Origin of the sequence: Rhodococcus sp. MS13, assembly GCF_013277835.1 — a bacterium.
Taxonomy (GTDB): Bacteria; Actinomycetota; Actinomycetes; order Mycobacteriales; family Mycobacteriaceae; genus Rhodococcus_F; species Rhodococcus_F erythropolis.
Genome location: NZ_VBTL01000004.1, coordinates 814730 through 838512 on the forward strand (window position 1 = coordinate 814730; position 23783 = coordinate 838512).

The window sequence follows — 23783 nt, forward strand, 5'->3', positions numbered from 1 at the left end:
CCGAAGGTATTACCTGGCGTAGAGGTGCGCGCCCGGAATTGCGTTCGGATCGTCCCGAACTTCCTTCGGGTTGGTCTCTTTCAGCACCCAAGCGCTGAAGAAGGTCACCAAGCCCATGAGTGCCACGAACACGGCAACCCATGTCGTGGTTCCGGTCTTCGCGATAAGTGCTGTCATGATGAACGGGGTGCCGCCGCTGACCGTGATCGCAGCCAACTGGTAGGCCAACGATGCTGCCGAGTAGCGCACGTTGGGTGCGAACAGTTCACCCATGTATGCCGCGATAGGCCCGTAGGTCATCGACTGGAACACGCTGCCGACCGTGACTGCGATGAAGAACAGCGGCAGGGACTTGGTGTTGATCAACCAGAAGTACGGGAATGCCCAGACCACGATCGCCGCGGCGCCGATCAGGATCATCGGACGACGACCGATCTTGTCGGACATCTTCCCGGACCACAGCACCACGCCGACTGTCAGCAACGCGCTCAGGAGCGAGATGATGAGCAGTGAGTTCCGCTTCAACCCCAGTTCGGTTGTGCCGTAGCTGAGTACGCCGGCAATGCTGATGTAGAACAGTGCATTGGTGGCGGCCAGAAGTCCGCAGCCAAGCAGGATCTTGCGCCAGTGATCCTTGAGCGCCTGCGCCAGTGGAGCCTGAACGACGACGTCCTTTTGGTTCTTCTTGGCGTCTTCCTGCAACTCGAGGAATTCCGGCGTGTCCTCGACCTTCGTCTGGATGTACAGAACCACGGGGAAGAGCAGCGCGCTGGCGAAGAACGGAACCCGCCAACCCCAGCTCAGGAATGCTTCGTTGGAAATGGTCGCGGTCGCGACGAGGAAGACCAGGTTGCCCAGCACTACACCGAACGAGACACCCATCTGACCGAAAGTGCCTGAGAATCCACGCTTCTTGGGACTCGCGGATTCGGTGAGGAGAAGGACGATTCCGCCCCACTGGCCACCGCAGGCGAGACCTTGGATGAATCGCAGTGTCACCAGAAGAATCGGAGCGACGACGCCGATTGCCGACGCACTCGGAATCGCGCCGATCAGGAATGTCGCGACAGCCATCAGCAACAGGCAGGTGACGACGGCGGGCTTGCGTCCGTACTTGTCGCCGAAGTGTCCGGCGACCAAACCGCCGATGGGGCGGGCAACGAAGCCGGCCCAGAACGTACTGAACGAGAGCAATGTGCCCATCAGTGCGGATGAATCGGGGAAGAACACATGCGGAAAGACCAGTGCCGCAGCCGTTCCGTACAAGAAGAAGTCGTACCACTCGATGGAACTGCCGAGCAGTCCCGCGCCGAGAAGTTTGCGGTGCGCTTTCTTCTTCTTCCGTTCCTGATCGGACAGGCCCCCTGCCTGCGTGTTCGAATCCACTGCCGATCTCGTCATGGGTTACTCCTCGATGGGTCGGACGCTCGTCGCGCCGGGAGTTGAGAAGTGAAACCGGGCCAGAAGTAGAAACTGACACCAACTTCAACTCTGTGGCGTTGCGATCAGTCTGCGATACAAAAAGAGTGATGTCAATCACTGAAATGCATTGCCGCATAAGGGACTAAATCCCCTATCGATGCTCGCCGATCACCACGACGAATGGCCGGCTCACCTTGTCGGCGGCCGGCAATTCGTTTGTCAGGCAGATCTAGTTCGGTACCCGCAGTTCACGACGAAGAATCTTGCCGCTCACTGTTTTCGGCAGGTCATTCATGACCTCGACGATGCGTGGATACTTGTATGCTGCAAGCCTTTCCTTGCAGAACTCGACCAGATCCTCGGTGGTCGCCTCGGCACCGTCCTTGAAAGACACGAAGGCCTTCACGGTTTCGCCGCGATACGGATCCATGACACCGACGACGGCAGCCTCTCGTACGGCAGGGTGTTCGTAGAGAACATCTTCCACTTCGCGTGGCCACACTTTGAAGCCCGAGGCATTTATCTGATCCTTCATCCGGTCGACGATGTAAAACCAACCGTCGCCGTCCATGAATCCGATGTCGCCGGTGTGAAAACGCCCGTCCGGCATCGCATGTGCGGTCTCGTCCGGCTTGTTCCAGTATCCGAGTGCAACCTGGGGACCGGAGACCACGATCTCGCCGTACTCCCCGATCTGTACCGGCCTGTCGTTCTCGTCCACCACCTCGGCGTACGTATTCGATACCGGAACGCCGACAGCAACGGCCCCCGACGCCGGATCTACCGGCGCTTCACGCGAATTCGGCACCACGATCGCCGGGCTGTTCGTCTCGGTCAGCCCGTAGCCGTTGTGAATGTAGTGACCGAACTTCGCCCGGAACGCTTCCAACGCCGCGTGCGGGATCGGCGCGCCACCTGAATACACCGACTCGAGAGAGCTCAACGATTCCTTCGAGACTGCGGCGCTGTCCGTCCACGCGATGAATACGGTGATCGCTCCGATGATCGCGGTAGCCCGATGCTCCGAAATCGACTCCGCTGCAACGATGGGATGGAATCGGCAGGTCAGAATCGTGGGCGCGCCGGCCAGGAGTGGAGCCGCGACGTGCCCGATCAACCCGGTGATATGGAACAGTGGCGCCACCGCGAACATCGCGCCGCCGGGGCGCAGCCCCAACCAGTCCCGATAGATCTGCGCTGCGAACACGACATTTGCGTGCGTGTTCATCGACCCCTTCGGCGGGCCGGTCGTCCCCGACGTATAAGGAAGGTAGGCAGGGTCTTCCGGGGACAGATCGACCTTCTCGGGCTTCTGTCCTCGATGAGCCTCGATCAGTTCCAATAGGTCCGGAAATCCATCATGACGAATCCTGGACGCCGAACCGAAGATCCGTTCATCGTCGCGCGACTGAAAATCCTGTTCCGACGTAGTGATGACCCGTCGCACTTCGGTGCCCTCGGACGCAGTCGCCACGGTCTCGGCCGAGGACTCGAGACAGATGACTGCTACCGCGCCGCTGTCCGAGAGTACGGTGGACAGCTCACGGTCCCGGTACATCGGATTGACCGGAACGACGACAGCGCCGAGTTTCCAGACTGCGACCGTCGCGATGACGAACTGCGGAACATTCTGCAGGACAAAGGAAACTCTGTCGCCGAACCCGATTCCGTCCACGGCGAGGGCTACCGCAAGCGCGTCCGACATCTCGTCGAGCTCGGCAAAGCTGACGGTCCTGTCGAAGTACCTGATGATCGGGGCGGTGCGATCGCGCTCCAGCGACGCACGGAACATCGCGAGGGCATTGACATGCTCGATGTCCACATTCGGCGGAGTGTCGGCGTCGTAATTGGCGAGCCATGGCTTGCTCTCGTACACGTTGGTCATAACTCAGCTCTCGAAGTACCGACGCGGATTGTCCACCAGCATGGTGTTGATCTGATCTTCGGTGACGCCACGTTCGAGCAGCGTGGGAATGACCTGATCGCTGATGTGGGTGAAATTCCAGTTCGGCACTGCGGCTGCCTTGGCCTCACTCGAGAACCAGTCGATGAAGCACGAGGCATCATGTGCCAGAACCATTTTCTCGGCATAGCCTCGGCGGGCCAGTTCCACGACGGTGTTCACCCGCTCTTCGAACGGGAGCAGAACATCGAGACCGAAACGGTCCATCCCGAGTAGCGAACCCGCATCGGCAAGTGCACACAGGTAGTCCAGGTCGGTCGAATCACCCGAGTGCCCGATGACGACCTTGCTCAGATCTGCACCTTCCTCGGCCAGAACCTTCTGCGCAACGAGGCCCGATTCCGTGTGCGGGTTCGTGTGAACCGTGATCGGTACCCCGGTTTCGACCTGCGCCTGACCGACCGCTCGCATCACACGCTCGACACCGGGAGTCAGACCAGGTTCTTCGATGGCGCACTTGAGGAATGACGCGCGGATGTCTGTGCCGGCAATGCCGTCCTTGATGTCCTTCACAAATAGATCAACCATCGGCTCGCGCACGTCGAACAGCAAACCTGGACCGGTGTAATGGAATTGGAACGGAATGTCGTTGTACGTGTAGACGCCGGTGGCGACGATGATGTTGAGATCGACCTGCTCGTTGATCCGCGCAATACGCGGGATGTAGCGACCGAGTCCGATGACCGTGGGATCGACGATCGTGCTGATCCCTCGCGACTTCAGTTCGGACAGCTTGGTCACCGCATCGGCTACTCGAGCCTCCTCGTCCCAAGGCTCCGGGTAGTCGGGATAGTTCTGACGCATCTCCTCCCCCAGAACGAAGACATGCTCGTGCATCAACACCTTTCCCAGATCGGCTGTGTCCACCGGCCCACGAACGGTTTGTACTGAACTCATCGATCGAACCCCTGACTGTGATCGCCATCACTAACATGAGACAATGAGCTAGTGTGTCTCACGTCGCTTGGTTCGTCAATAGGTTCGATCCACCCGAAGCCCACCTCTGTTCGACCGCCGAAATTGTGCAGTACCGGACAACCGGAGAGAATGTCCCGATGCCTACCGACCTCGAACGCCGACGCGCGATCGACACCGCCGCGAGCATGTACCTCGCGGAGGAACCACTCGACATGTCACTGCTCGCCGAACGTCTCGGAGTAGGCCGCGCGACGCTCTACCGCTGGGTCGGCAATCGCGACGAACTGCTCGGAACAGTGCTGGCCGAGGCCACCGAACGGACATACCGGAAGGCGATGTCACAGGCGTCGGGGCAAGGTCCGGAGTACATCCTCGACGTCTTCGGACGCGTCATGCGGTCGGTGGAATCGTCGACCGAACTGCGAGCTCTGACGAAACGCGAACCGATGGTGTTCATCAAACTCGCGATGATGCCCGGCTCCATCGAATCGATCTCCGCTTCCATCACCGCCGAAATCTTGCAGTCCCAGGTCGACGCCGGCCAACTGACGATCACGCTCTCGCCGCAAGTGCTGGGCGAAGCTCTCGTTCGCATCTGCGACGTGCACCTCTACGCCCCTCTACTCGGGCGGGAAAAGGCGGAGATCGAGACGGCCCTCGACCTGATCGCACTGCTCCTCGGCGTCACCCGTAACTGACGGTATCGACTGCGTGAGCGCTGCTCCGACACACGGCCCACCCGAGTCCTCAGACGTCTGATGAGTTGTTACGCTGTCGGTACCCCCACGAGAGGCAAGCCGTGTCCGACGACCACACAGGATTCACACTTCGCAGTGGTCCGCTGGTGCCGCAACTCGAACAGTTGCTTCGCGGGCGAATCAGGCAAGGAACGTGGGCGCCGTCCGAGCGCATACCGAGCGAGGCGGCCCTTGCCGTCGAACTCGGCGTCGGGCGTTCCTCGATTCGCGAGGCAATCCGCCTCCTCGCTCGCGACGGACTACTCGAAGTCCGACACGGCGTCGGCACCTTCGTGGCTGCCGCGTCCGAACTCGAGCACGTCGACGAATTCACCAAGCTACTTCGACGCTCACGCATCCTGGAGGTCTTCGAAGTCCGTCGCGCACTCGAGATCGAGGCCGCCAGACTGGCCGCGGAGCGGGTACAACCCGAGGACCTCGACGGCCTGCGGCGGCGACTGACCATGCGACACAGTCATTTCGAGGGTGACGTCGAGAAGTTCGTCGACGTCGACCTCGACTTCCACACCGAGGTCGTTCGGTTGTCCGGAAACGCGGTTCTGCTCTCGCTGTTCACGTCGGTGCGTCCACTCCTTCGTGAATCCCTCGTCGAGATGATGGCCCACGAGGCCGGCGTCCCCGACACCTCACATGCCCATGATCAGTTGGTCGAGGCCCTTCAAGACGCCGACCCAGAAGCCGCGGTAGCGGCAACCCGAGCAAATATCGACACCGTCTTACGGCGGTTGCGTGTGCTCGACGCCTAAGAGAGGTTAGTTCTCGTGCGACACCCCAACGGCACAGTTCTGTCGACCGAACACGTGGATCTCGTCCGCGACGGCCGATACTTGTTGAAAGACATCAACATTTCGATCGAACCCGGGCAACACTGGGTACTCCTCGGCGCGAACGGTGCAGGCAAGAGCACCCTACTGAGCCTTCTCGGAGCAACCGCCCACCCGACTCGCGGTTCCGTCTACGTCCTCGGGCACAAGCTGGGCCGAGTCGACATGAGGGAACTGCGGATGGACATCGGGCACGTGAACCCGCGTCACACGATCGGAATTCCGATCACCGTCCGCAACGTCGTGATCACCGGCCTCACCAACACCACCGAGGTAATGCCGCGGTGGTCGCCGACGCCGGAGCAAGAGGCTCATGCCGACGCACTGATCGATCTACTCGGGATGAGTCCGCGTTCGGACGCACTGTGGCCCAACTTGTCCCAGGGCGAACGGGGGCGAGCCCTGATCGCCCGTGCACTCATGGTGGAACCACGCCTGCTCCTGCTCGACGAACCGGCGACCGGGCTCGATCTTGCTGCGCGCGAACAGCTCTTGACGGCTCTGGACGATCTCCGCAATCAGAACCCGTCACTTGCCAGCATCCTCGTGACGCATCACATCGAAGAGATTCCGAGCACCACCACACATGCTCTCCTGATCAAGGACGGCGTCGTGACCGCCAGCGGCCTCGCCGAGAATGTGATCACCACCCAGAACATCAGCGAGTGCTTCTCGCATCCCATCGAGATCGAGCGTCGTGGTGGTCGGTGGAATGCTCAGTCGCGGCCACGCGAAAGAGTGTGACCGACAGTAGTTTCAGAGACGTCTGGCGCCGGGCCCCTCCCGGCCCAGTTCGTCTCCAGGGTTGAGCAGGTTGCATGTCTTGAGTGACAGACACCCACAGCCGATACAGCCCGTCAGTTCGTCCTGCATCCGGCTGATGGCCTGCTTGCGATCCTCGAGGCGCTGATTCCACTCCGTCGAAATCTTGCGCCAGTCCTTCTTCGTCGGCGTTCGCCCCTGCGGCAACGACCCGAATACTTCGGCGACTTCGGCCAGAGGTATCCCGAACCTGACTGCCAACTGGATCAGCGACACCCGCCGGATCGAGTGGCGCGGGAACTTCCTCATATTTCCTGCCGTCCGCTCCGCAGGAACCAGACCGAGTGTTTCGTAGTAGCGCACCGCCGACACGGCGACGCCGGTGCGCGCCGATACCTCACCGATCGAGAGAAGTTCGTCACTCTTACGGATCATTCTGCCTCCCAATGGCTGCGCGACATTGACCTGAAGCGCACTTGAGATTCTACCTTCGACAACATGCACTCCCCCACCGATGCTCCCGCCGGAACCTGGCGGCAGCTCCTGAGCGGTCGATACCTCGGCACCGCTACCGTCCTCGCAGGCGGCGTCGCGCTGTACGCGACCAACGTCTACCTGACGACCAGCCTGCTTCCGACTGCCATCGACGACATCGGCGGTCAGCAGTACTACGCCTGGACCGCGACGGTCTTCCTCATCGCTTCCGTCATCTCCTCGATGTTGGTCACCAACGTCCTCGCCGCCAGGGGACCGCGCGGGGCCTACCTGATCGGCCTCGCGATCTTCGCGCTCGGCACCGTCGTCTGTGCGGTCAGCCCGACCATGGAATTGCTGTTGGTCGGCCGCACGATCCAGGGTTCGGGAGGTGGCCTGCTGGCTGGTCTCGGTTACGCCGTCATCAATGCCGCGCTCCCCAGACATCTGTGGACCCGCGGGGCCGCGCTGGTTTCGGCAATGTGGGGAGTCGGCACCTTCGCCGGCCCTGCAATCGGCGGCGTCTTTGCTCAATTCGGAGCCTGGCGATGGGCTTTCGGCGTTCTGGTTGTCGCGACGATCGCAGTCGCAGCTCTCGTCCCCAGCGCGCTACCGGCACATGAACCGGGCAGCACGACCAGTAGCCCGGTGCCGGTCCTCTCCCTGGCATTGCTGACTGCGGCAGCCTTGCTGGTCAGCGTTGCCGGAATTCTGTCCAACCTCGCAGTGACCGCAGCAATGGTTCTCGTCGCTGTGCTGCTACTGATCGCCTTTGTCGCCGCTGACCGTCGCTCGCGCCACGGCGTACTACCGCCATCGACGTTCAACGCGTCGTCGCTCAAATGGGTGTACCTGACCATCGTCGTCCTCGCTGTTGCGTCGACCGTCGAGACGTTCATTCCACTCTTCGGCCAACGACTTGCCGGACTGGCACCGCTCGCGGCCGGATTCCTCGGGGCCGCACTCGCTCTCGGCTGGACTCTCGGCGAAATCCCGAGCGCCTCGGCGACTACCCCTCGTATCGTGCGACGAATCGTTGTCAGCGGTCCGATCCTCGTCGCGATCGGGTTGGGCATCATGGCAGCATTTCTCACGGAGCACGCCGGCGCCGGTGCGATGGTCGCGTGGGTGATCGGACTGCTGGTCGCCGGCGTCGGAATCGGCATCGCCTGGCCCCATCTTGCAGTCGGTGCGATGACCGCGGTCACCGATCCCGGAGAAGGTGCGCGTGCCTCCGCTGCCATCAACACCGTTCAGCTGATCGCCAATGCCTTCGGCGCAGCCCTGGCCGGAGTGCTGGTGAACATAGGCGAACCGTCGACGCTTCGTTCTGCGCAATTGCTTCTCCTCACCTTCGCCGCTATCGCGATCATCGGCATTGCCGTGGCAGCTCGCGCGCTTCCGCGAACGCCCGACAAAATCGACAGCCCCGAAATCGTTCACGACGCTCGCTAAACTGTGGAAAACCCACACGGAGGAGTTGGCCAGTGACAGAACCGGATCCGGGCACAGTGGAAACCGACTTCCCGAAAACGGGAGCTCCCGCACAGCGCGCGCTGATCGGAGCGGGCTACACCCATCTCGCGCAATTGACGTCCGTGTCCGAGAAGGAACTCGGCGCTCTGCACGGGATGGGACCGAAGGCTCTGAGGATTCTGCGTGAAGCACTCGCCGAACGCGGCCTGAGCTTCGCCGACTGAGCTCTCACATCAGACCAGGCTCGCCCGAACCTGGTTGCCACCTTCGCGCTTCGCTTCGTACATCACCGTGTCCGCGACGCGGAAGAGTTCGGCAAAGACTTCGTCGACGGACTCACCCGGATGCCGGGGCGCGGTGCGGACCGCCATTCCGATGCTCGCGCTCGTCGGTGGATCATCGGTCGCCCCGTCCATTGCCGAGCGGATCTGTCCTTCCAGCCTCGCTATCACGCTGACCGGCACCCGCTCGACCACGACGAACTCGTCACCGCCCACGCGGGCGGTCAGTGCAGCTTTGGTTGTCCACAGGCGAATACGCAGCGCCGTTCGCAGGATCGTGCTGTCCCCAACGTCGTGGCCGTAAACGTCGTTGATCGTCTTGAATCGGTCGAGATCGATCACCACTACGAGAACCGCGTCGGCCTCGGTCACCGGAGGCCCCATCAGATCCTTCACACGACGCGAAAGTCCGCGACGGTTGAGCAGACCGGTCAACGGGTCGATGTCGGAAGTAGTGGCGTCGGATCCCAGAACTGCCAGAACCATTTGGGACACCACGGGAATCACAATGATGGTGGCCATCACGACCGCGATTTTCGCCAACCCCAAGCCGACGTCCGCTGCTGGTCCGAACAACAAAGTCCACCCCGAAAGCACCGTGACAATCGAGGCGAAGACCAAGTGACCGACTTGGAGTTTCGGATTGTGGAAGAACGCAATATAGCCGCCGATCGACGCAAACACGACGCACGCGATGAGCCGTCCCATCGGTTCCGAGTCGGTTGCGGCGGCCGCCGCAATCGCAACGTCGGAACCCACGACAAAGGTGTACGACCACAGCGGCGTCGGCGGAAACAACCACCAGATCAGGGCCGCGCCGACGCACAGGACTATGACCATGAGATTGACCGCTCGCCAGAACGTACCTTGCGGACCGACGTCACTGAATCGCGCCGACAGCAACACCAACCCCATCCAGAGTGCCGTTCCGCCGACCAGCGCCCGGCAGGAAGTCAAGAACCCGCGGTCTTCGAGGTACCTGCTGAAACTATGGAACTGGTCCGGCAACTGCCACCAGCGCATGACAACTTCGACGAAACCCTTCATCGCCGGTCAGCCGATGCAGGTCTGCAACTTTCGGGCACACTTCGACGTAGCGGACAAGCTGATTTCCCCCCGGAGCACACTGGCATATCCGGCAGCATAGTCAGCTGCAGCAGACAAACCAACCGTTCCGCCGGATTAGCAATCGGGCCTATACCCAGCCCCCTCGGCTACTACTCAGCAAGGATTTGAGTAGCGCTTCGCCCTCCCTGTCATCTCGATCAAACGCAGTCACATCGATCAGCTCAGTGCGTCGTAGGCAGCCGATACGTACTGCGCCGATCTCTCGGAACCGAGCAGGCCCGGCCCCATCTTGTTCATCACGTACGAGAAGGTCATGCGCTTCTCGGTGTCGATGATGATCTGCGAGCCACCCCAACCTCCCCAGAAGCAGATTCGCCCCTCCGGAATGAACGGGACGGACTCCGGCGTCGGCAATCCGAATCCGACGCCGAAGCGGACCGGCACACCGAGGACGAGGTCGACCCCGTACGACTGCTCCTCGAAGATCTTGTCGATCGTTTCCTCCGACAGCAGGCGAACGTCACCGACCTTGCCACCGCACGCAATCACCGATTGGATCCTTGCGAGCGCCCTCGCATTCGAATGACCGTTGGCCGCACCGATCTCGGCGGCTCGCCACCCGTCGGTCCACGAACCTGTCGCGTCGGCCGGCGGCGCGGTGAAGGTCTTCACCATGATGTTGTCCATCCCGAGTGCCGCGATGTCGATCGGCAACGGCGGTGGCGCAATCACATTCGAGACTCGCCCGTATTCGGACTTCGGCAAGCCCAGGCGGAAATCAGCATCGAGCGGACCGGCTATTTCCTCGTCGATGAAGCGGCCGAGGGTTCGACCGTCGATGCGCCTGACGACCTCGCCGATCAGGTGGCCGTAGTTGAGGGCGTGATATCCGGATGCGGTACCCGGCTCCCACCACGGAGCCTGCGTCGCCAACCGGGCTGTGGCGTATTCGTCGTCGCAAATGTTCTCCAAGGTGAACGGTTGATCCCACCCCGAAACGCCTGATGTGTGCGACAACAGTTGCCGGACCTGAATACGGTCCTTACCCGCTGCTGCGAACTCGGGCCAGTACTGCGCGACCGGGGCATCGACATCCAGCAACCCGCGGTCGACGAGCATGAGCGCGGCCAGTGCGGTCACGGTCTTGCTGCAGGACCAGACGTTGGTGACGGTGTCGCGGGCCCAAGGAGCAGTGTGCTCGACGTCGACCCAACCGCCCCACGTGTCGACGACGGATTCGCCGTCGATCGTCAGTGCGATCGCTGCCCCGACGTCCTCGCCGGAATCGAGATTGTGTGCCAGCGCCTCCTTCAAGCCAGAGAATCGCTGGTCACATACGCCTTCGATGTTCGCCACTGACAGCCTCCACAGGAAAGTTAAAACTTGACGTCAACTTCAACTGTGTTGAGTATGTGTCCGATTTACCTGTGGTGTCAATCACTTCAAGTGTCAGAGTCGGCTCAGACCAACGGGATTCCCTTGGCGATGCGCCGACGCAGATCCCAGAGATAGAAGTTGTAGGGGAACATCCGCAGAATCTTCGGGCTGAACCGATTGACCAGCGCGGCGACCCGCATGGATCGGTCGAAGTTGCGCTGCTGACGCGCTGACCACGGGAGCCGCATTTCCTCACGAAAGGCCTGGGGCAGGAACCCGGTGGTGACAAATCGGTTGAGCGGACCGACCACGGGATGCAACAGCTTCGGCGTGAAGGTCGCCGACGCGATCCCGTAGAGATGCTCACGAATCGTCTCGTCGATCGCCACCTTGCCGAGGTTCTCGTTCCAGTAGACCTCGAACGCATCCCGGTCCGCCGGCCACATGTCGCGTCGCATCTGAAGGGTTGTACCGAACGTGGCGCTTCGCTGATAGAACGCATCCTGGGTGAGCGGATCGAGATCCCCGTACAAGATTTTGTAGACGTCCTCGAAGCCTCGGTACAGGCAGGCGGCTACCCACAACTGCAGTTCGGGATCGAACGCGTTGTATTCGACCGCGCTGTTCTCATCGGAGCGAACGTGCTTGTGAGAGCCGTTGACTGCGCGTCGGTACAGCTTCTTTTCTTCGTCCGTCGCCAGGCTCGCGACGGCGAGATACGTCAGCGTCGTCCGGGTTCGCTTCACCGGATGCCGATCCAACCGACCCGTCTCGACCTTGCTCTCATACACGCCGTACCCCACCGCCGGGCGCGCCAACTGCATGATGACGTTGGCGCCTGCGGCCAACAGTCCGAGCCCGGACATCGCCTTTTCGACCTCGGCGTCGATGTCGACCGCCTGGACGCCGACCGCTCCGATGCCGCCCGTCACCGCTTCCTCGCGCCCGTCCATCGAATCCCTACTCACCGTCATGGCAGAACCCCTTCGAGTCGATATCTGCGAACGCATGTTCTCAGATGAGTGAAACGCCGAAATGCCGAGATGTCAAGCAATCTCGGGATGCAAAGATGGTCTTCATGAATGACCAACCGCGTTCGTACGGTGGCGTCGACGGCGCGCTCCGCGTAGCCCAACGACGAGAGACGCTGATCGAGGCCGGTCTGGAACTCATGGGCTCCGCCGAGCCCGAACTGACAGTCCGCGGAGTGTGCAAGAAGGCCGGTGTCGCGGCGCGGTACTTCTACGAGAGCTTCACCGATCGTGATGCTCTGATGTCGGCCGTCTACGACACCGTCATCACGGACATCGCCGTTTCAACCCAGGCCGCGGTGGACGCCGCCGAGACCGAACGAGGCAAGGCGCTCGCCGGAATCGCGAACATCGTCCGCACGATCGCGCGGGATCCCCGTCGCGGACGTCTACTGTTCTCCAGCGCCCTGACGAGCCCTGTCCTGGCTGAGAAACGACGAGCGTCGACGACGATATTCATCGGTCTCCTGGCCGCCAACGCCAAGACCTTCTACCGATTGAACGACAGCGGCCACTTGACGCTGACGGCAACCTTCCTGGTCGGCGGCCTGGCGCAGACCCTCAGTGCATGGCTGGACGGATACATCGACGTGACGGAAGAAGAACTGGTCGCCGAATGTGCAGCGATCCTGCTCGCTCCCGCCCTACCTCCGTCTTGAGCTCCTGATTCAGTCCCAGATCCCGATGTTGTCGAGGTGAGCGAGAAGTCGAGCAGCGCCGTCGGAGAACTGCAGACTCATCTGCGCGTCCACCTGTTCTCGATCGTGCTTCTCGAACGCCTCGATCAAAGCGTCGTGGCTCGATACCGCAAGCTCACCCCAGCCTGGATCCGTCGCGTAGAGACGAGCAGGGGTGTACCGAATCGCGCCGAACAGGAACCATGCCAGCTTCGCACCACCCGCAGCGCGATTGATCAAGCGGTGGAATTCGAATTCGCACTGCTCGATCGCAGCTGCATCCGAGGCGTCCACCGCCGCTCGCAAATCGGCGTTGAGTTCCGTGAGTTCCACCAGTTGATCAGCTGCGATGGTGTCCATCGCCCGCAAAGCCAGCTTGACTGCGATCTGCCCCTGCAACCAGAAGATGTCTTCGATGTCTTGGCGACTGAGGGGCGAGACGAGATAGCCGCGATGCGGAACCAACTCGACCATTCCCTCGCCGCGCAATGCGACGAGGGCTTCTCGCACCGGCGTCACGCTGACACCGAGGTCGGCTGCGGTTTCGTCCAATCTGACGAACTCGCCCGGACGCACAGCGCCGGACATGATCAGGTTACGAACGTGGTTGGCCACGTCCTCCGACAACTGTGGCCGTCTCCTCAGCTCAGATGTCGCCCTCCGAGTGCGTGCAGACGTTGCCACAACCGATCCTCACAGTCCGTACGTTTTGCCGATGATGTCTCGCTGAATCTCGTTGGTACCACCATAAATGGAGGACACAAGAGTCTTTCGCACATGGTGCTCCATGTCGAACTCAGTCGCGTAACCGTACCCACCCATCATCTGCATCCCCTCGAGCGCGACCTTTTTGGCGGTCTCGGTCAGCTTCAGCTTGGCCATCGACGCTTCCCGCGGGAACATCTTGGTCGGGTTGGCGTCGACCATTCGGGCAACGCTGTAGACCAGCAGACGGCCGCATTCGATCTCCGTGGCGAGATCCGCGATCCGGTGGCGAAGCGCCTGAAACGATCCGACCGGACGGCCGAACTGCTTACGCGTGGTGACGAATTCGAGGGTGTCGTCGAAAGCGCGCTGCGCGGTCCCGAGCATCATCGCCGCGAGGATGAGGCGTTCGATGTTGAGTCCGGCCATGAGTTGACGCCAGCCGTTGCCGACTTCCCCAACCACCGCGTCCTCGGGCAGGAATGTGTCGGTGAAGTAGAGATCGTTGACCTCCTTGCCGCCCATGGTGTCGATTCCACTGATCTTCAATCCGGAGATGTCGGCCGGGACATGGAACATCGTCAGGCCCTCATGCTTGCCTGCACCTCGGGATGTGCGAGCCACCAGAAGGATGTTCTCGGCGAAGTGCGCGTTGGAACACCACGTCTTCTGGCCGTTGATCAGCCACCCACCGTCGACCTTCTCGGCGCGGCAACTCAAATTTCCCACGTCGGAGCCCGCTTCGGGTTCGGACATCGAGATCGACTGAGACGCGCCACGGACGATCCCGCCGAGCACTGCCTCCTTCTGGGCCGGACTGCCGAACTTCTCGTATGCAGCCCCGGTGATGACGGTCGGGCCGAGTCCACCGATCGGCGCCATGCCCTTGGCGGCTTCCTCCAGGAAGATGCACAGGTCGACCGTGCTTCCGGCAGATCCGCCGTACTCCTCCGGGACAGTCAGCCCGAGCCAACCCAATTCCGCCATCTTCTCGTAGAACGCCTGGTTGTGGTTATGGGCGCCATGATCGGTCAGCAGGTCTCGCTGCTCACGGGTACCACTTTCCTTCTTGCAGAACGACGCTACCGACTTGGCGAAATCAGACTGCTCCTGCGTGAAATCCATGTACATCGAAAACTCCCGAGTGAGATGAGGCTGGAGGCTTGTCGGAGCTCGGTCCGACGCATACTGTGACTACCAGCACAGTAAATCACATCACATATATGTGATGCACCGACATGTGGAGGATCTGAAGAACATGACAGAACAGCTCGGCCGCCAGAGCACCTCCACGTCGACAGATCCGAAATCGGACGATCACACCTTCGCGAGCCTCGACCCTCGCAACGATTCCGTGGTCGCGCAGCACCCCATTGCAGATCAGCAAGAGATCGAGAAAGCGGTCGCCGCAGCACGCACGGCGTCGAAGTGGTGGGATCAACTCGGATTCCAAGGCCGCCGGAAGGTGCTCGGCAATTTCCGCGCCGCGATCGCCACTCACGCCGAATCGATGGCGGCGATCATTTCCGCCGAGACCGGAAAACCCAGCGACGACGCCCTTCTCGAAGTCATGCTGGCCGTCGAACATCTCGACTGGGCGGCACGCAACGCACAGAAAGTATTGCGCCGCAGACGCGTCGGTGCAGGACTGATCAGCGCCAACCAGTCTGCATCCGTCGGCTACCGGCCGATGGGCGTCGTCGGTGTGATCGGCCCCTGGAACTATCCGCTGTACACACCGATGGGGTCGATCGGCTACGCACTGGCCGCCGGCAACGCCGTCGTCTTCAAACCGAGCGAACTCTCACCAGGCGTCGGCGTCGAATTGGCCCGGCTGTGGAACATCGCCGCACCCGGACACCCTGTCCTGCAGACCATTACCGGTGACGGAAAAACCGGTGCACTTCTGTGTTCGTCCGGTGTCGACAAGATCGCATTCACCGGCTCGACGGCTACCGCAAAGCGCGTGATGGCCGCCTGCGCGGACACCCTCACTCCCCTGGTCGCCGAATGCGGCGGCAAGGACGCCATGCTGGTGGACTCCGACGCCAACCTCGATGCGGCCGTGAGCTTCGCTGCATTCGGGGCAGTGGGCAACGGCGGACAAACCTGTGCCGGCGTCGAACGAATCTACGTCGCAGCGCCCGTGTACGACGCCTTCTTGTCCAAGCTCACCGCCGCGCTTCGGGACGCCCACGCCGGCGCCACCGACAGCTCGACCTACGGGCCGATGACGCTGGGAAAGCAGACTGCGATAGTCCGAGGCCAGATCGAAGACGCTCTCGGTCGCGGCGCGAAAGCTGTACTCGGCGGACTTGATTCGTTCAACGGTCCGTTCATCGATCCGATCATCCTGACGGATGTTCCGGAGGATTCCACGGCGATCACCGAAGAAACGTTCGGCCCGAGCGTCGTGGTGAACAAGGTCGCCGACATTAACGAGGGGATCGAGCGTGCCAATGCGTCGAAGTACGGCTTGGGCGCCTCGGTGTTCACCAAGAGTTCGTCGAAGGGTCGAGCGATTGCCGAGAAGCTCGAATGCGGTGTCGTCACGGTCAATTCGGTTCTCGGATTCGCCGGAATCGCCGCCCTGCCGTTCGGCGGGGTCGGCGATTCCGGGTTCGGGCGTATCCACGGAGCCGATGGGCTGCGTGAGTTCAGCAGTGTGAAATCACTGGCCGTTCAGAAATTCAGCGCTCCGTTGGACCTGCTGACCATCGAACGAAAAGCTCGGGACATGAAGATCTCTCGTTGGATGCTGGCGAAGCGCCACGCAAAGTCCTGAGAGGCCAGGCGATCAGCCGGCGGTGACGAGCACCTGCTCGTCACTGTCGGCTGCTTCGAGTTCACGAACCAGCGGGAGCACCTTGGCCCCGAAGTACTCGATCTCTTCCTGGAAGTGCAGGAATCCGCCGAGAATCAGATCGACACCGCGACGGCGATATTCGACGATCCGATGGGCGATCTGTTCCGGTGTGCCGATCAGTTGTGAGCGGAAGCCGTCGTTGTACTGAACCAAGTCCTCGAACGTCGAATCTGCCCACATCCCGTCCTTGGAGGAAGTCGACGCGCCGGCTTGTTGGACTGCATTCTTGAAACCCTCGACTGCGGGACGGTTCGCCTTGGCGATGATCTCGCGCAGCGTGTCTTTTGCTTCGGCCTCGGTGTCGCGGGCGATGATGAACCCGTTGAGTCCGAACTTGACCTCCCGATCGTTCTCGCGAGCAACACGGCGGACGTCGACCAACTGTTCGGTGACGCCGTCGTAGTCCTTGCCGTTACTGAAGTACCAATCCGAATAGCGACCGGCGTTCTCACGGGCTGCCGCCGAGTTACCACCTTGGAACAGTTCGGGATTGGGTCGCTCCGGAGTGTTCAGAGGCTTAGGCTTCAACGTGAAGTCGTGAATGCGGTAGAAGTCGCCGCGGAAATCGACGTCGTCCTCGGTCCAGATCTTCCGAAGAACCTGAAGGAACTCGGCGCTACGCCGATAGCGCTCGTCGTGCTCGAGCCACGGCTCGCCCAGATGAGTGAACTCGTCCTTGAACCAACCACTGACGACGTTGACGGCGAATCGACCGTTCGACAGGTGGTCAGCGGTAGCGCCCAGTTTCGCCAACACTGCCGGCTGCCAGAGTCCGGGATGCACGGCGGCGATGACCTTGAGCTTCTCGGTGGCCAGGAGCAGCGCAAGGCTGAAACTCGTGGATTCGTGCTGGAACTCGGCACCGTAGCTCGCCTCGTAACGAACCTGACTCAGGGCGTACTCGAAGCCGTTGTTCTCGGCGGTCTGCGCCAACTTCTTGTTGTACTCGTAGTCCCAGCTGGTCCGCTGCTCGATGTCGGAGGTGACCAGACCACCACTGACATTGGGCACCCAGTAGGCGAACTTGATCTCGTCGGCGATACGTTCAGTAGACATGAATCCAGCAAACATGCAGTTCCCGGGGGTTTCCAGGGTAGCGATCACACAGGTTGTAAGTGTTGGGTGGGTGCTACGACTGTGAAACGGTGGCAGCATGACTGCTGTGGACATTCAGGAGATCGCGCACCGCATCACCAGTGAAGACGAGGCGCTCTCGGTAGCGTCACAGCTGTCCGACGAGTTCGCGGCAGGTGCCGGCGTCCGCGATGCGCAGCGCCTCCTTCCCCACGACGAGGTTCGCACCCTGGCGCAGTCCGGTCTGCTGGGGCTGTCGGTGCCGAAGGAGTTCGGTGGCATCGACGCGAGCACCGAGACGTTGGCCGAGGTCTTCCGCCTACTCGCCGAGGGCGATCCCAGTATCGCGCAGATTCCGCACAGCCACTTCACTTTCCTGGAAGCGCTCCGGTACCAGGGGTCTAACGAGCAGAAGCAGTTCTTCTACGCCGAAGCATTGTCGGGTAAGCAGTTCGCCAACGCCCAGAGCGAGCGCGGCAACAAGACCATCGACATTGACGGCACCACTCTCACCCCCGACGGGGAAGACTTTGTGCTCGAAGGTCGAAAATTCTATTGCACAGGAGCGCTTTTCGCAGATTGGATCGTGGTGCGTGCCGCCAATGCGGATCAGTTCACCGAGACCGGGGCACAGGTGAAATCCGCGGTCTACCTACCCCGGAGTACTCCCGGACTGTCGATCGTCGACGACTGGGACGGCATGGGGCAGAAGACAACTGCGAGCGGAACCGTGACACTCGAATCCGTGTCGGTGCCGCGGTTCAACGTCGTACCCTTCACATCGTTGTTCACTCACCCGACCACCTACGGAGCACAGGCCCAGATTCTGCACGCGGCGATCGACACCGGCATCGCGTCGGCCGCATTGCGCGAATCCGTGAAACTCGCAGCAAAGGCGCGGCCCTTCTTCGAGGCGAAAGTCGATACAGCGGTGGAGGATCCACTGCTCGTTCAACTCGCCGGCGAAGCGGCAATCGAGGTTCGCGCTGCCAGATCCCTCTTGGCGGAAGCGGCGCGATCGATCGACGTGGCGCGTTTTAGTCCCACCGAGGACTCCACGGCCCGAGCATCCATCGACGCTGCAACTGCCAAAGTGGTCGGTGCCAGGGCGTCATTGGCGGCCACGAGCACGCTGTTCGAGATCGGTGGCACCAGAAGCGCGGGCGAATCAGCGAACCTCTCGCGATTCTGGCGTGACGCACGCACGCATACTCTGCACGATCCGACGAGGTGGAAGGTCCAACACATCGGCCGGTGGACGCTGTCGGGGACAATCCCACCGAGGCACGGGCTGTTGTAATCACTCTCAGTCGGAATTTGTGTATCCGCTGATCAAGACCTCGAGACCTTCCAGGTAACTCTCAGTGGTCGTCCCTCCCGGCCAGTCCTCGAGCACCTCACTGAGTACCGGCAGTTTCTCGGGACCGATTTCTCGGATCTTGACCGCGAGAGGTGACACACTGCCTTCCGGTCGTGTGGTGGTGTCGTAGATGTTGAGCAGTGCACCGAGTGTGTAGTTCCACAGCGCTCGATAGACCAACAGTGCGCGGCGCGGCGACATCCCGAGTTCGACACACGCGGCCATTGCCCGATCGACCAAGACCACAGCGCCGCCCCCGCCGCGCCCACCTCGCTGAAGCAACTCGATGATCCAGCGCTCCGATGCCAGCGTTTCGAAGATCGCGCTGAAGATCGTGCGAAGCCGTTCGACCTGATCCTGCGGCAGGACCAGCGCGCCGAGATCTTGCGAGTACACATCGAGAACCGCGCTGATCAGCTGTTCCTTGTCGCCCACGTGCCGGTACAGCGCCATCGGGGTGGTGCCGAGCGACTTCGCCAACGCGCGCATGCTCAACGCGTCGGCGCCGCCGGACTGGAGTTGCCGTTTCGCCTCGTCGACTATCTGCTCCGACGTGATCGTCGGGGGACGTCCGAGCCGCGGTGATCTCGGTTCCATCTTTTCGGCCATCCGTCGATTGTGCGCGCCCCTGCTACGACGCTCTCGCCCGGGGAACCCCTTGCATCTCAGTCGTCAGCAAGGTAAACCTAACTACTTATGAGAACGCGTATACAAATTAGGTACCTGCAATGACAACAACAACTCGAGCGGTAGCTGCACCGGCTCTGGTCCTCACAGCCGCCGCGGCAGCGCAGTTCCTGGTGGCCTTCGACATGTCGGTCATCAACGTCGCGCTGCCAGACATCCAGGAATCGCTGAACTTTTCCGACGCCGGGTTGTCCTGGGTCGTCAACGCGTACGCCCTCGCCTTCGGCGGACTACTGCTTCTCGGCGGTCGCCTGTGCGACGTGATGGGCACTCGTCGAGTTCTGGTTTCCGGGCTTCTGCTGTTCGCCCTCGTCAGCATCGTCGGCACCTTCTCCGTGTCCGCCGAAATGCTTGTCGGAGCTCGGGCGCTTCAAGGCGTCGGCGCTGCACTGATCGCGCCGGCCGGGCTCGCTGCCCTCAGTCAGGCCTTTCCCACCGGACGCGCCAGGGCCAAGGCATTCGGCATCGGCGCAATGTCATCAGCACTGGGCGGCGCACTCGGTGTCGTCTTGAGCGGCATTTTGACCGAAGGGCTCAGTTGGCGATGGGTGATGTTCGCCGGCGCACCGGTGGCCCTGATCGCCGCGGTCGCAGGTGCCCGTGGCCTGCCGGCCGGCCAAGCCGCCCGAGGTGGCTCCCTCGATCTCCCCGGAGCCATCTTGGCGACGGCCGGAATCACCGCCCTTGTCGGCACAGTGATCGCCACGGAATCACATTCCTGGACTTCGGGTTACGTGCTGGGTGGATTCGCACTCACGGTCGTCCTGCTGACTGCCTTTGTCGTAGTCGAAAGCCGCTGCGCCACACCACTGGTACGACTGTCCACCCTGCTTCGACCCCGAATCGGACTGGCCAACGCCATCATGTGCCTGGTGTGTGCGGCCCAGTTCAGCGCGTTCTTCTTCGTCTCACTCTTCCTGCAACGCGGGCTGGGCTATTCACCGACCACCACCGGTCTGGCTTTCCTGCCTTTCTGCTTCGGCCTGGTGATCGGCATCCTCGCGTCCACCAAACTCCTTCCGCGCTACGGAGTTCGACCGCTGCTCGTGGTCGGAACAGCAGTCGCCGCAATCGGGACTTTCATGTTTTCGACCATGAACCTCGACAGCCCCTTCTGGGCCGTCATCCTGGTGCCTTCGCTTCTGGCAAGCATCGGCATCGGTCTGTCGTTCATGCCGCTCAGTAACGTCGCCACCGCCGACGCTCCCCCCGAAGAAGTCGGCATGGCATCAGGGCTACTGAGCACATCGCGTCAGATCGGCGGTTCACTCGGACTAGCCGTTCTCGTGAGCGTCGCCGCTTCCTCGACGTCGCACTCGGACAGCGCACCGACCGAAGCACTGGTTTCCGGATACTCCCAAGCCCTCTTCGTCTGCTCCGGCCTACTGCTGGCCGGCACCCTCCTGTCCTTCTTCTTCCCACGAATGGATCGTTGACCTCAGATGTTCACCACCCGAACCACATTCGGCATCGTCTCGGCGCTTCTCCTCACCGTTGCCGGCGCAAGCGCGTGCAGCAGCTCCGCCGAGTCCGAAACCGCTTCTGCAACTCGCTCCGTCACACACGAACTCGGCACCGTCGAAGTTCCGGCCTCACCGCAGCGCATTCTCGCGCTCGACGAGTACGCGGGGCTGAGTGCACTCGCACTCGGCGTGAAGCCCACCGTCGTCTACAGCACCCTGCGATCGGACGTCGCCAAGTCGATTCTGCGCGAGCAGGGCGTCGAAGTTCTCGACAAGCCGACTTTCTTCGCCAACCCCGCCGTCGAAGAGATCGCGTCCGTCGAACCCGATGAGATCCTGATGAGCAATGCCGGTCCACTACCGAGCCTGTTCGCGCAGATCAATTCCGTGGCGCCAACCTTGGTCCTCCCGTACTCGGCGCCGTGGCGTGATGTGCTCGAACAAGCTGGGGCACAGCTCGATCGAGGCAGCGAAGCAACCGCCATGATCGGAAAGCTGGAATCCGGCCTCGAAGACGTCAAGTCCGCGGCTGCCGGCCAGAGCCTTGCGATCCTTCTCGGCTACAGCGGAAACCTGTTCACTGTGCCTCCGACCACTCCCATCTCCACACTGGTCACCGAGGCCGGATTCACCAGGCCGGTATCGGAAGTCAACGCGACCAACAATCAAGACACCGGCACGATTTCGCCCGTCTCACCTGAACTCCTACCCGAGCATGCGGCGCAGACCGTCGCCGTACTTTCCGGGCAGCAGTACGACGCATCCATCGTGCGAAACACTCCACTGTTCGACAACCTGACACCCGACCCGGCGCACGCATTGGACGTCAGCGGCGATCTCTGGTTCGGCAGCCATCCTTTTGCCATCTACTGGATCATCCAGGATCTGGACGGCATCGCACATGGCAAGGGGCAGAACAGCATCGGAACCCTCGACAGCGCCGACGCGCGATGGGCGGCGTTCAGCGCGCTCTGACGTCCTGACGGAAGGTCAGCGGAGAAACACCCACCCGGGTGGCGAAGAATTTTGTGAAGTTCGCAGAATCGTCGAACCCCAGCTTCGACGCCACCTGGGTGACCGTGTCCGTGCCGAAAGACAGCAGACGTTTCGCTTCGAGCACCACACGCTGATCGATGTACTGCTTTGCCGTCATTCCGGCAGCAGCTCGGGTAGCCCGCAATACAGTCTTCTCGGAGTACCCGATCTTGTTGGCGTACTCCGAAACCGAACGGACCGTGGCGAAGTCACGTTCCACAACGGCATGAAACCTTTCGAACACGTCATTGTGTGCCAGCACGGAACTCTGTTCCTGTCCACCGAGGTGGGTCAGTTTCAACAGAATTGCCGTCAACGTGTGCCGCAGAATGGCCGCGCGAACGACCGGCGCAGAAGTATCCGGACAACCGTAATTCAAGTTCAGGTGTTTCATACCTGCGCTGATGGTCTCGAGGTTCTCGCCGGACAACTGCCACGCTGCCTGCCGACTGTGAGCGTTCCCGTCCAACAACTGCTGGCTGACGGCATCGAGCGACGAGGGTGTGAACAGAACAACCATCGCCTCGAAATCCTGGATTCGCCCCCACTGTTGCACCTGCCCCGGTCTGACCCAGAACACGGTCCCCGGGCTCACCGCGTAGTTGACGAAGTCGATGGTGTGTAGCGCCGAACCCTCGGTCACCAGCGCGAGTAAGTGAAACTGCGGGCGTTGGGGGCCGACGAACTCTGCACTACCCCCGTTGATGCGAATGGTGTCCAGGCTGAGTACTTCGATCTCGGTCGCGTCAGCCACCGAAGACGCGTACCCGACGTCCCGGACGGGTACTTGTCTGTTTTTCACTAGTTCGGGACTCATCTTCACCGTGACCGAATACCCGAATGCGACATACCGTCAGAGTATCAATCAGTTCGCGCTCGGATAGGAATCAACAGTGCAATCGACAGGCTCGAAAACAGCAGGCACGACGCAACTCACCTACGTCTTCGACGCCTATTGCGGGTGGTGTTTCGGCTTCGGCCCTGCTTTGACGGAGTTCGTCCGTCAAAATGCCGATTCCATCAACTTGTCCGTGGTAAGCGGCGGACTGTTCACCGGTGAACGCGTCGCACCCATGTCTTCGGCTCCGTACCTGAAATCGGCCAACGCCACCATCGCAGCCCAGACCGGCGCCGTTTTCGGTGACGGATATTCACAACTGGTGTCTGACGGGCAGTTCGTCATGGATTCGACGGATGCTGCGATCGGACTCGCCGCGCTTCGCACACAAGATCCGACACGCGCACTCGACATCGCGGAGGCCATGCAGACCGCGTTCTACCGAGACGGTCGCAGCCTCTCCGATCCCGAGACCTACCGAGCCATAGCGAAATCGCTCGGGCTCGACCCATCTGCCGCAGTGTCTTCCCTGTTCACCACAGATTCGAAGGACGCCGCCCGCGCCGATTTCGTCCGGGCACGCAGGCTCGGCGCCACTTCGTTTCCGACGCTGTTGTTCCACGGGAGCGACGGGTCCGTCGTGAAATTCGGTTCTCCGACCAGTACAGCGGCCGATCTCACCCGCGACCTGAACACCTGCGTGCGGGCGTATGCGGTGGCTTGA

23 protein-coding genes are annotated in these 23783 nt (G+C 61.5%); 11 read left to right on the top strand and 12 right to left on the bottom strand.

Features of this window, described 5'->3' with window-relative positions; translation table 11 throughout:
- Window positions 1-9 precede the first annotated feature (9 nt).
- From FEZ59_RS12390 to FEZ59_RS12400, 3 genes are all read right to left on the bottom strand, one after another.
- Entirely contained in the window at window positions 10-1401 is a 1392-nt protein-coding gene (locus FEZ59_RS12390) for an MFS transporter (RefSeq protein ID WP_019745709.1), read from the bottom strand.
- Between the two features lie 250 nt (window positions 1402-1651).
- Window positions 1652-3307: an AMP-binding protein gene (locus FEZ59_RS12395; protein WP_172932691.1), complete on the bottom strand. Its 1656-nt coding sequence runs from the start codon at window positions 3305-3307 to the stop codon at window positions 1652-1654.
- 3 nt (window positions 3308-3310) lie between these two features.
- Window positions 3311-4282: a phosphotriesterase gene (locus FEZ59_RS12400; protein WP_019745711.1), complete on the bottom strand. Its 972-nt coding sequence runs from the start codon at window positions 4280-4282 to the stop codon at window positions 3311-3313.
- Between the two features lie 158 nt (window positions 4283-4440).
- Between FEZ59_RS12400 and FEZ59_RS12405 the strand changes: the two genes are divergently transcribed.
- The 3 genes from FEZ59_RS12405 (at window position 4441) to FEZ59_RS12415 (ending at window position 6629) form a co-directional block, all read left to right on the top strand.
- Window positions 4441-5001, top strand: coding sequence for a QsdR family transcriptional regulator (locus FEZ59_RS12405; RefSeq protein ID WP_003943195.1), 561 nt, complete (start codon window positions 4441-4443; stop codon window positions 4999-5001).
- A gap of 101 nt (window positions 5002-5102) precedes the next feature.
- Window positions 5103-5807, top strand: coding sequence for a FadR/GntR family transcriptional regulator (locus FEZ59_RS12410; protein ID WP_019745713.1), 705 nt, complete (start codon window positions 5103-5105; stop codon window positions 5805-5807).
- A 15-nt stretch (window positions 5808-5822) separates the two neighbouring features.
- Window positions 5823-6629 (top strand): ATP-binding cassette domain-containing protein, encoded by an 807-nt coding sequence (locus tag FEZ59_RS12415; protein WP_172932692.1) that lies wholly within the window; start codon window positions 5823-5825, stop codon window positions 6627-6629.
- A 12-nt stretch (window positions 6630-6641) separates the two neighbouring features.
- Here FEZ59_RS12415 and soxR read toward each other — a convergent pair whose 3' ends face one another.
- Window positions 6642-7082, bottom strand: a complete 441-nt coding sequence (soxR, locus tag FEZ59_RS12420) for a redox-sensitive transcriptional activator SoxR (protein WP_020909439.1) — start codon at window positions 7080-7082, stop codon at window positions 6642-6644.
- A gap of 63 nt (window positions 7083-7145) precedes the next feature.
- On the opposite strand from soxR, the gene FEZ59_RS12425 reads away from it, so the two are divergent.
- On the top strand, window positions 7146-8576 hold the full coding sequence (locus FEZ59_RS12425) for an MFS transporter (RefSeq protein ID WP_069145434.1): 1431 nt from the start codon (window positions 7146-7148) through the stop codon (window positions 8574-8576).
- A 32-nt stretch (window positions 8577-8608) separates the two neighbouring features.
- A complete protein-coding gene (locus FEZ59_RS12430; RefSeq protein ID WP_020971089.1) occupies window positions 8609-8821 on the top strand; it encodes a hypothetical protein in 213 nt (70 codons plus the stop codon).
- 9 nt (window positions 8822-8830) lie between these two features.
- Here the strand turns inward: FEZ59_RS12430 and FEZ59_RS12435 are convergent, their stop codons facing one another.
- From FEZ59_RS12435 to FEZ59_RS12445, 3 genes are all read right to left on the bottom strand, one after another.
- Window positions 8831-9925, bottom strand: coding sequence for a GGDEF domain-containing protein (locus FEZ59_RS12435; RefSeq protein ID WP_042953148.1), 1095 nt, complete (start codon window positions 9923-9925; stop codon window positions 8831-8833).
- A 237-nt stretch (window positions 9926-10162) separates the two neighbouring features.
- Window positions 10163-11302, bottom strand: a complete 1140-nt coding sequence (locus FEZ59_RS12440) for a serine hydrolase (protein WP_172932693.1) — start codon at window positions 11300-11302, stop codon at window positions 10163-10165.
- A gap of 104 nt (window positions 11303-11406) precedes the next feature.
- Complete coding sequence (locus FEZ59_RS12445) at window positions 11407-12276, bottom strand: oxygenase MpaB family protein (protein ID WP_069145432.1); 870 nt, start codon at window positions 12274-12276, stop codon at window positions 11407-11409.
- A 116-nt stretch (window positions 12277-12392) separates the two neighbouring features.
- Here FEZ59_RS12445 and FEZ59_RS12450 point away from each other — a divergent pair, with 116 nt between their 5' ends.
- Entirely contained in the window at window positions 12393-13013 is a 621-nt protein-coding gene (locus tag FEZ59_RS12450) for a TetR family transcriptional regulator (protein ID WP_070795536.1), read from the top strand.
- Window positions 13014-13022: 9 nt separating this feature from the next.
- Here FEZ59_RS12450 and FEZ59_RS12455 read toward each other — a convergent pair whose 3' ends face one another.
- Window positions 13023-13715, bottom strand: a complete 693-nt coding sequence (locus FEZ59_RS12455; protein ID WP_172932694.1) for a GntR family transcriptional regulator — start codon at window positions 13713-13715, stop codon at window positions 13023-13025.
- 9 nt (window positions 13716-13724) lie between these two features.
- Window positions 13725-14867 (bottom strand): acyl-CoA dehydrogenase family protein, encoded by a 1143-nt coding sequence (locus FEZ59_RS12460; RefSeq protein WP_172932695.1) that lies wholly within the window; start codon window positions 14865-14867, stop codon window positions 13725-13727.
- A gap of 127 nt (window positions 14868-14994) precedes the next feature.
- Between FEZ59_RS12460 and FEZ59_RS12465 the strand changes: the two genes are divergently transcribed.
- The gene (locus FEZ59_RS12465) at window positions 14995-16521 is read left to right on the top strand and encodes an aldehyde dehydrogenase family protein (RefSeq protein ID WP_070796039.1); all 1527 of its coding nucleotides are present in this window, start codon (window positions 14995-14997) and stop codon (window positions 16519-16521) included.
- A 12-nt stretch (window positions 16522-16533) separates the two neighbouring features.
- On the opposite strand, the gene sfnG is transcribed toward FEZ59_RS12465, so the two are convergent.
- Window positions 16534-17658: a dimethylsulfone monooxygenase SfnG gene (gene sfnG / locus FEZ59_RS12470; RefSeq protein WP_024487492.1), complete on the bottom strand. Its 1125-nt coding sequence runs from the start codon at window positions 17656-17658 to the stop codon at window positions 16534-16536.
- Between the two features lie 97 nt (window positions 17659-17755).
- On the opposite strand from sfnG, the gene FEZ59_RS12475 reads away from it, so the two are divergent.
- The gene (locus FEZ59_RS12475) at window positions 17756-18976 is read left to right on the top strand and encodes an SfnB family sulfur acquisition oxidoreductase (RefSeq protein WP_092764830.1); all 1221 of its coding nucleotides are present in this window, start codon (window positions 17756-17758) and stop codon (window positions 18974-18976) included.
- Between the two features lie 6 nt (window positions 18977-18982).
- Here FEZ59_RS12475 and FEZ59_RS12480 read toward each other — a convergent pair whose 3' ends face one another.
- Window positions 18983-19645, bottom strand: a complete 663-nt coding sequence (locus tag FEZ59_RS12480; protein ID WP_052740987.1) for a TetR/AcrR family transcriptional regulator — start codon at window positions 19643-19645, stop codon at window positions 18983-18985.
- Between the two features lie 119 nt (window positions 19646-19764).
- On the opposite strand from FEZ59_RS12480, the gene FEZ59_RS12485 reads away from it, so the two are divergent.
- Both FEZ59_RS12485 and FEZ59_RS12490 read left to right on the top strand, forming a co-directional pair.
- Entirely contained in the window at window positions 19765-21159 is a 1395-nt protein-coding gene (locus FEZ59_RS12485) for an MFS transporter (protein ID WP_172932696.1), read from the top strand.
- Window positions 21160-21165: 6 nt separating this feature from the next.
- Window positions 21166-22161 carry an ABC transporter substrate-binding protein gene (locus FEZ59_RS12490; RefSeq protein WP_021331741.1) on the top strand — a complete coding sequence of 332 codons (996 nt, stop codon included), beginning with the start codon at window positions 21166-21168 and terminating at the stop codon, window positions 22159-22161.
- On the opposite strand, the gene FEZ59_RS12495 is transcribed toward FEZ59_RS12490, so the two are convergent.
- The gene (locus FEZ59_RS12495) at window positions 22148-22975 is read right to left on the bottom strand and encodes an AraC family transcriptional regulator (protein ID WP_020971101.1); all 828 of its coding nucleotides are present in this window, start codon (window positions 22973-22975) and stop codon (window positions 22148-22150) included. The genes FEZ59_RS12490 and FEZ59_RS12495 overlap by 14 nt on opposite strands.
- Window positions 22976-23114: 139 nt before the next feature.
- Here FEZ59_RS12495 and FEZ59_RS12500 point away from each other — a divergent pair, with 139 nt between their 5' ends.
- Window positions 23115-23783 (top strand): DsbA family protein, encoded by a 669-nt coding sequence (locus FEZ59_RS12500; RefSeq protein ID WP_172932697.1) that lies wholly within the window; start codon window positions 23115-23117, stop codon window positions 23781-23783.

Bases quoted from the DNA above. Each gene is read 5' to 3' on its own strand.
- FEZ59_RS12405 (WP_003943195.1), top strand. From the start codon at position 4,441: ATGCCTACCGACCTCGAACGCCGACGCGCGATCGACACCGCCGCGAGC.
- FEZ59_RS12395 (WP_172932691.1), bottom strand. From the start codon at position 3,307: ATGACCAACGTGTACGAGAGCAAGCCATGGCTCGCCAATTACGACGCC.
- FEZ59_RS12465 (WP_070796039.1), top strand. From the start codon at position 14,995: ATGACAGAACAGCTCGGCCGCCAGAGCACCTCCACGTCGACAGATCCG.
- FEZ59_RS12435 (WP_042953148.1), bottom strand. From the start codon at position 9,925: ATGAAGGGTTTCGTCGAAGTTGTCATGCGCTGGTGGCAGTTGCCGGAC.
- FEZ59_RS12490 (WP_021331741.1), top strand. From the start codon at position 21,166: ATGTTCACCACCCGAACCACATTCGGCATCGTCTCGGCGCTTCTCCTC.
- FEZ59_RS12400 (WP_019745711.1), bottom strand. From the start codon at position 4,282: ATGAGTTCAGTACAAACCGTTCGTGGGCCGGTGGACACAGCCGATCTG.
- FEZ59_RS12390 (WP_019745709.1), bottom strand. From the start codon at position 1,401: ATGACGAGATCGGCAGTGGATTCGAACACGCAGGCAGGGGGCCTGTCC.
- FEZ59_RS12460 (WP_172932695.1), bottom strand. From the start codon at position 14,867: ATGTACATGGATTTCACGCAGGAGCAGTCTGATTTCGCCAAGTCGGTA.
- FEZ59_RS12425 (WP_069145434.1), top strand. From the start codon at position 7,146: ATGCACTCCCCCACCGATGCTCCCGCCGGAACCTGGCGGCAGCTCCTG.
- FEZ59_RS12475 (WP_092764830.1), top strand. From the start codon at position 17,756: ATGACTGCTGTGGACATTCAGGAGATCGCGCACCGCATCACCAGTGAA.
- soxR (WP_020909439.1), bottom strand. From the start codon at position 7,082: ATGATCCGTAAGAGTGACGAACTTCTCTCGATCGGTGAGGTATCGGCG.
- sfnG (WP_024487492.1), bottom strand. From the start codon at position 17,658: ATGTCTACTGAACGTATCGCCGACGAGATCAAGTTCGCCTACTGGGTG.
- FEZ59_RS12485 (WP_172932696.1), top strand. From the start codon at position 19,765: ATGACAACAACAACTCGAGCGGTAGCTGCACCGGCTCTGGTCCTCACA.
- FEZ59_RS12445 (WP_069145432.1), bottom strand. From the start codon at position 12,276: ATGGACGGGCGCGAGGAAGCGGTGACGGGCGGCATCGGAGCGGTCGGC.
- FEZ59_RS12450 (WP_070795536.1), top strand. From the start codon at position 12,393: ATGGTCTTCATGAATGACCAACCGCGTTCGTACGGTGGCGTCGACGGC.
- FEZ59_RS12480 (WP_052740987.1), bottom strand. From the start codon at position 19,645: ATGGCCGAAAAGATGGAACCGAGATCACCGCGGCTCGGACGTCCCCCG.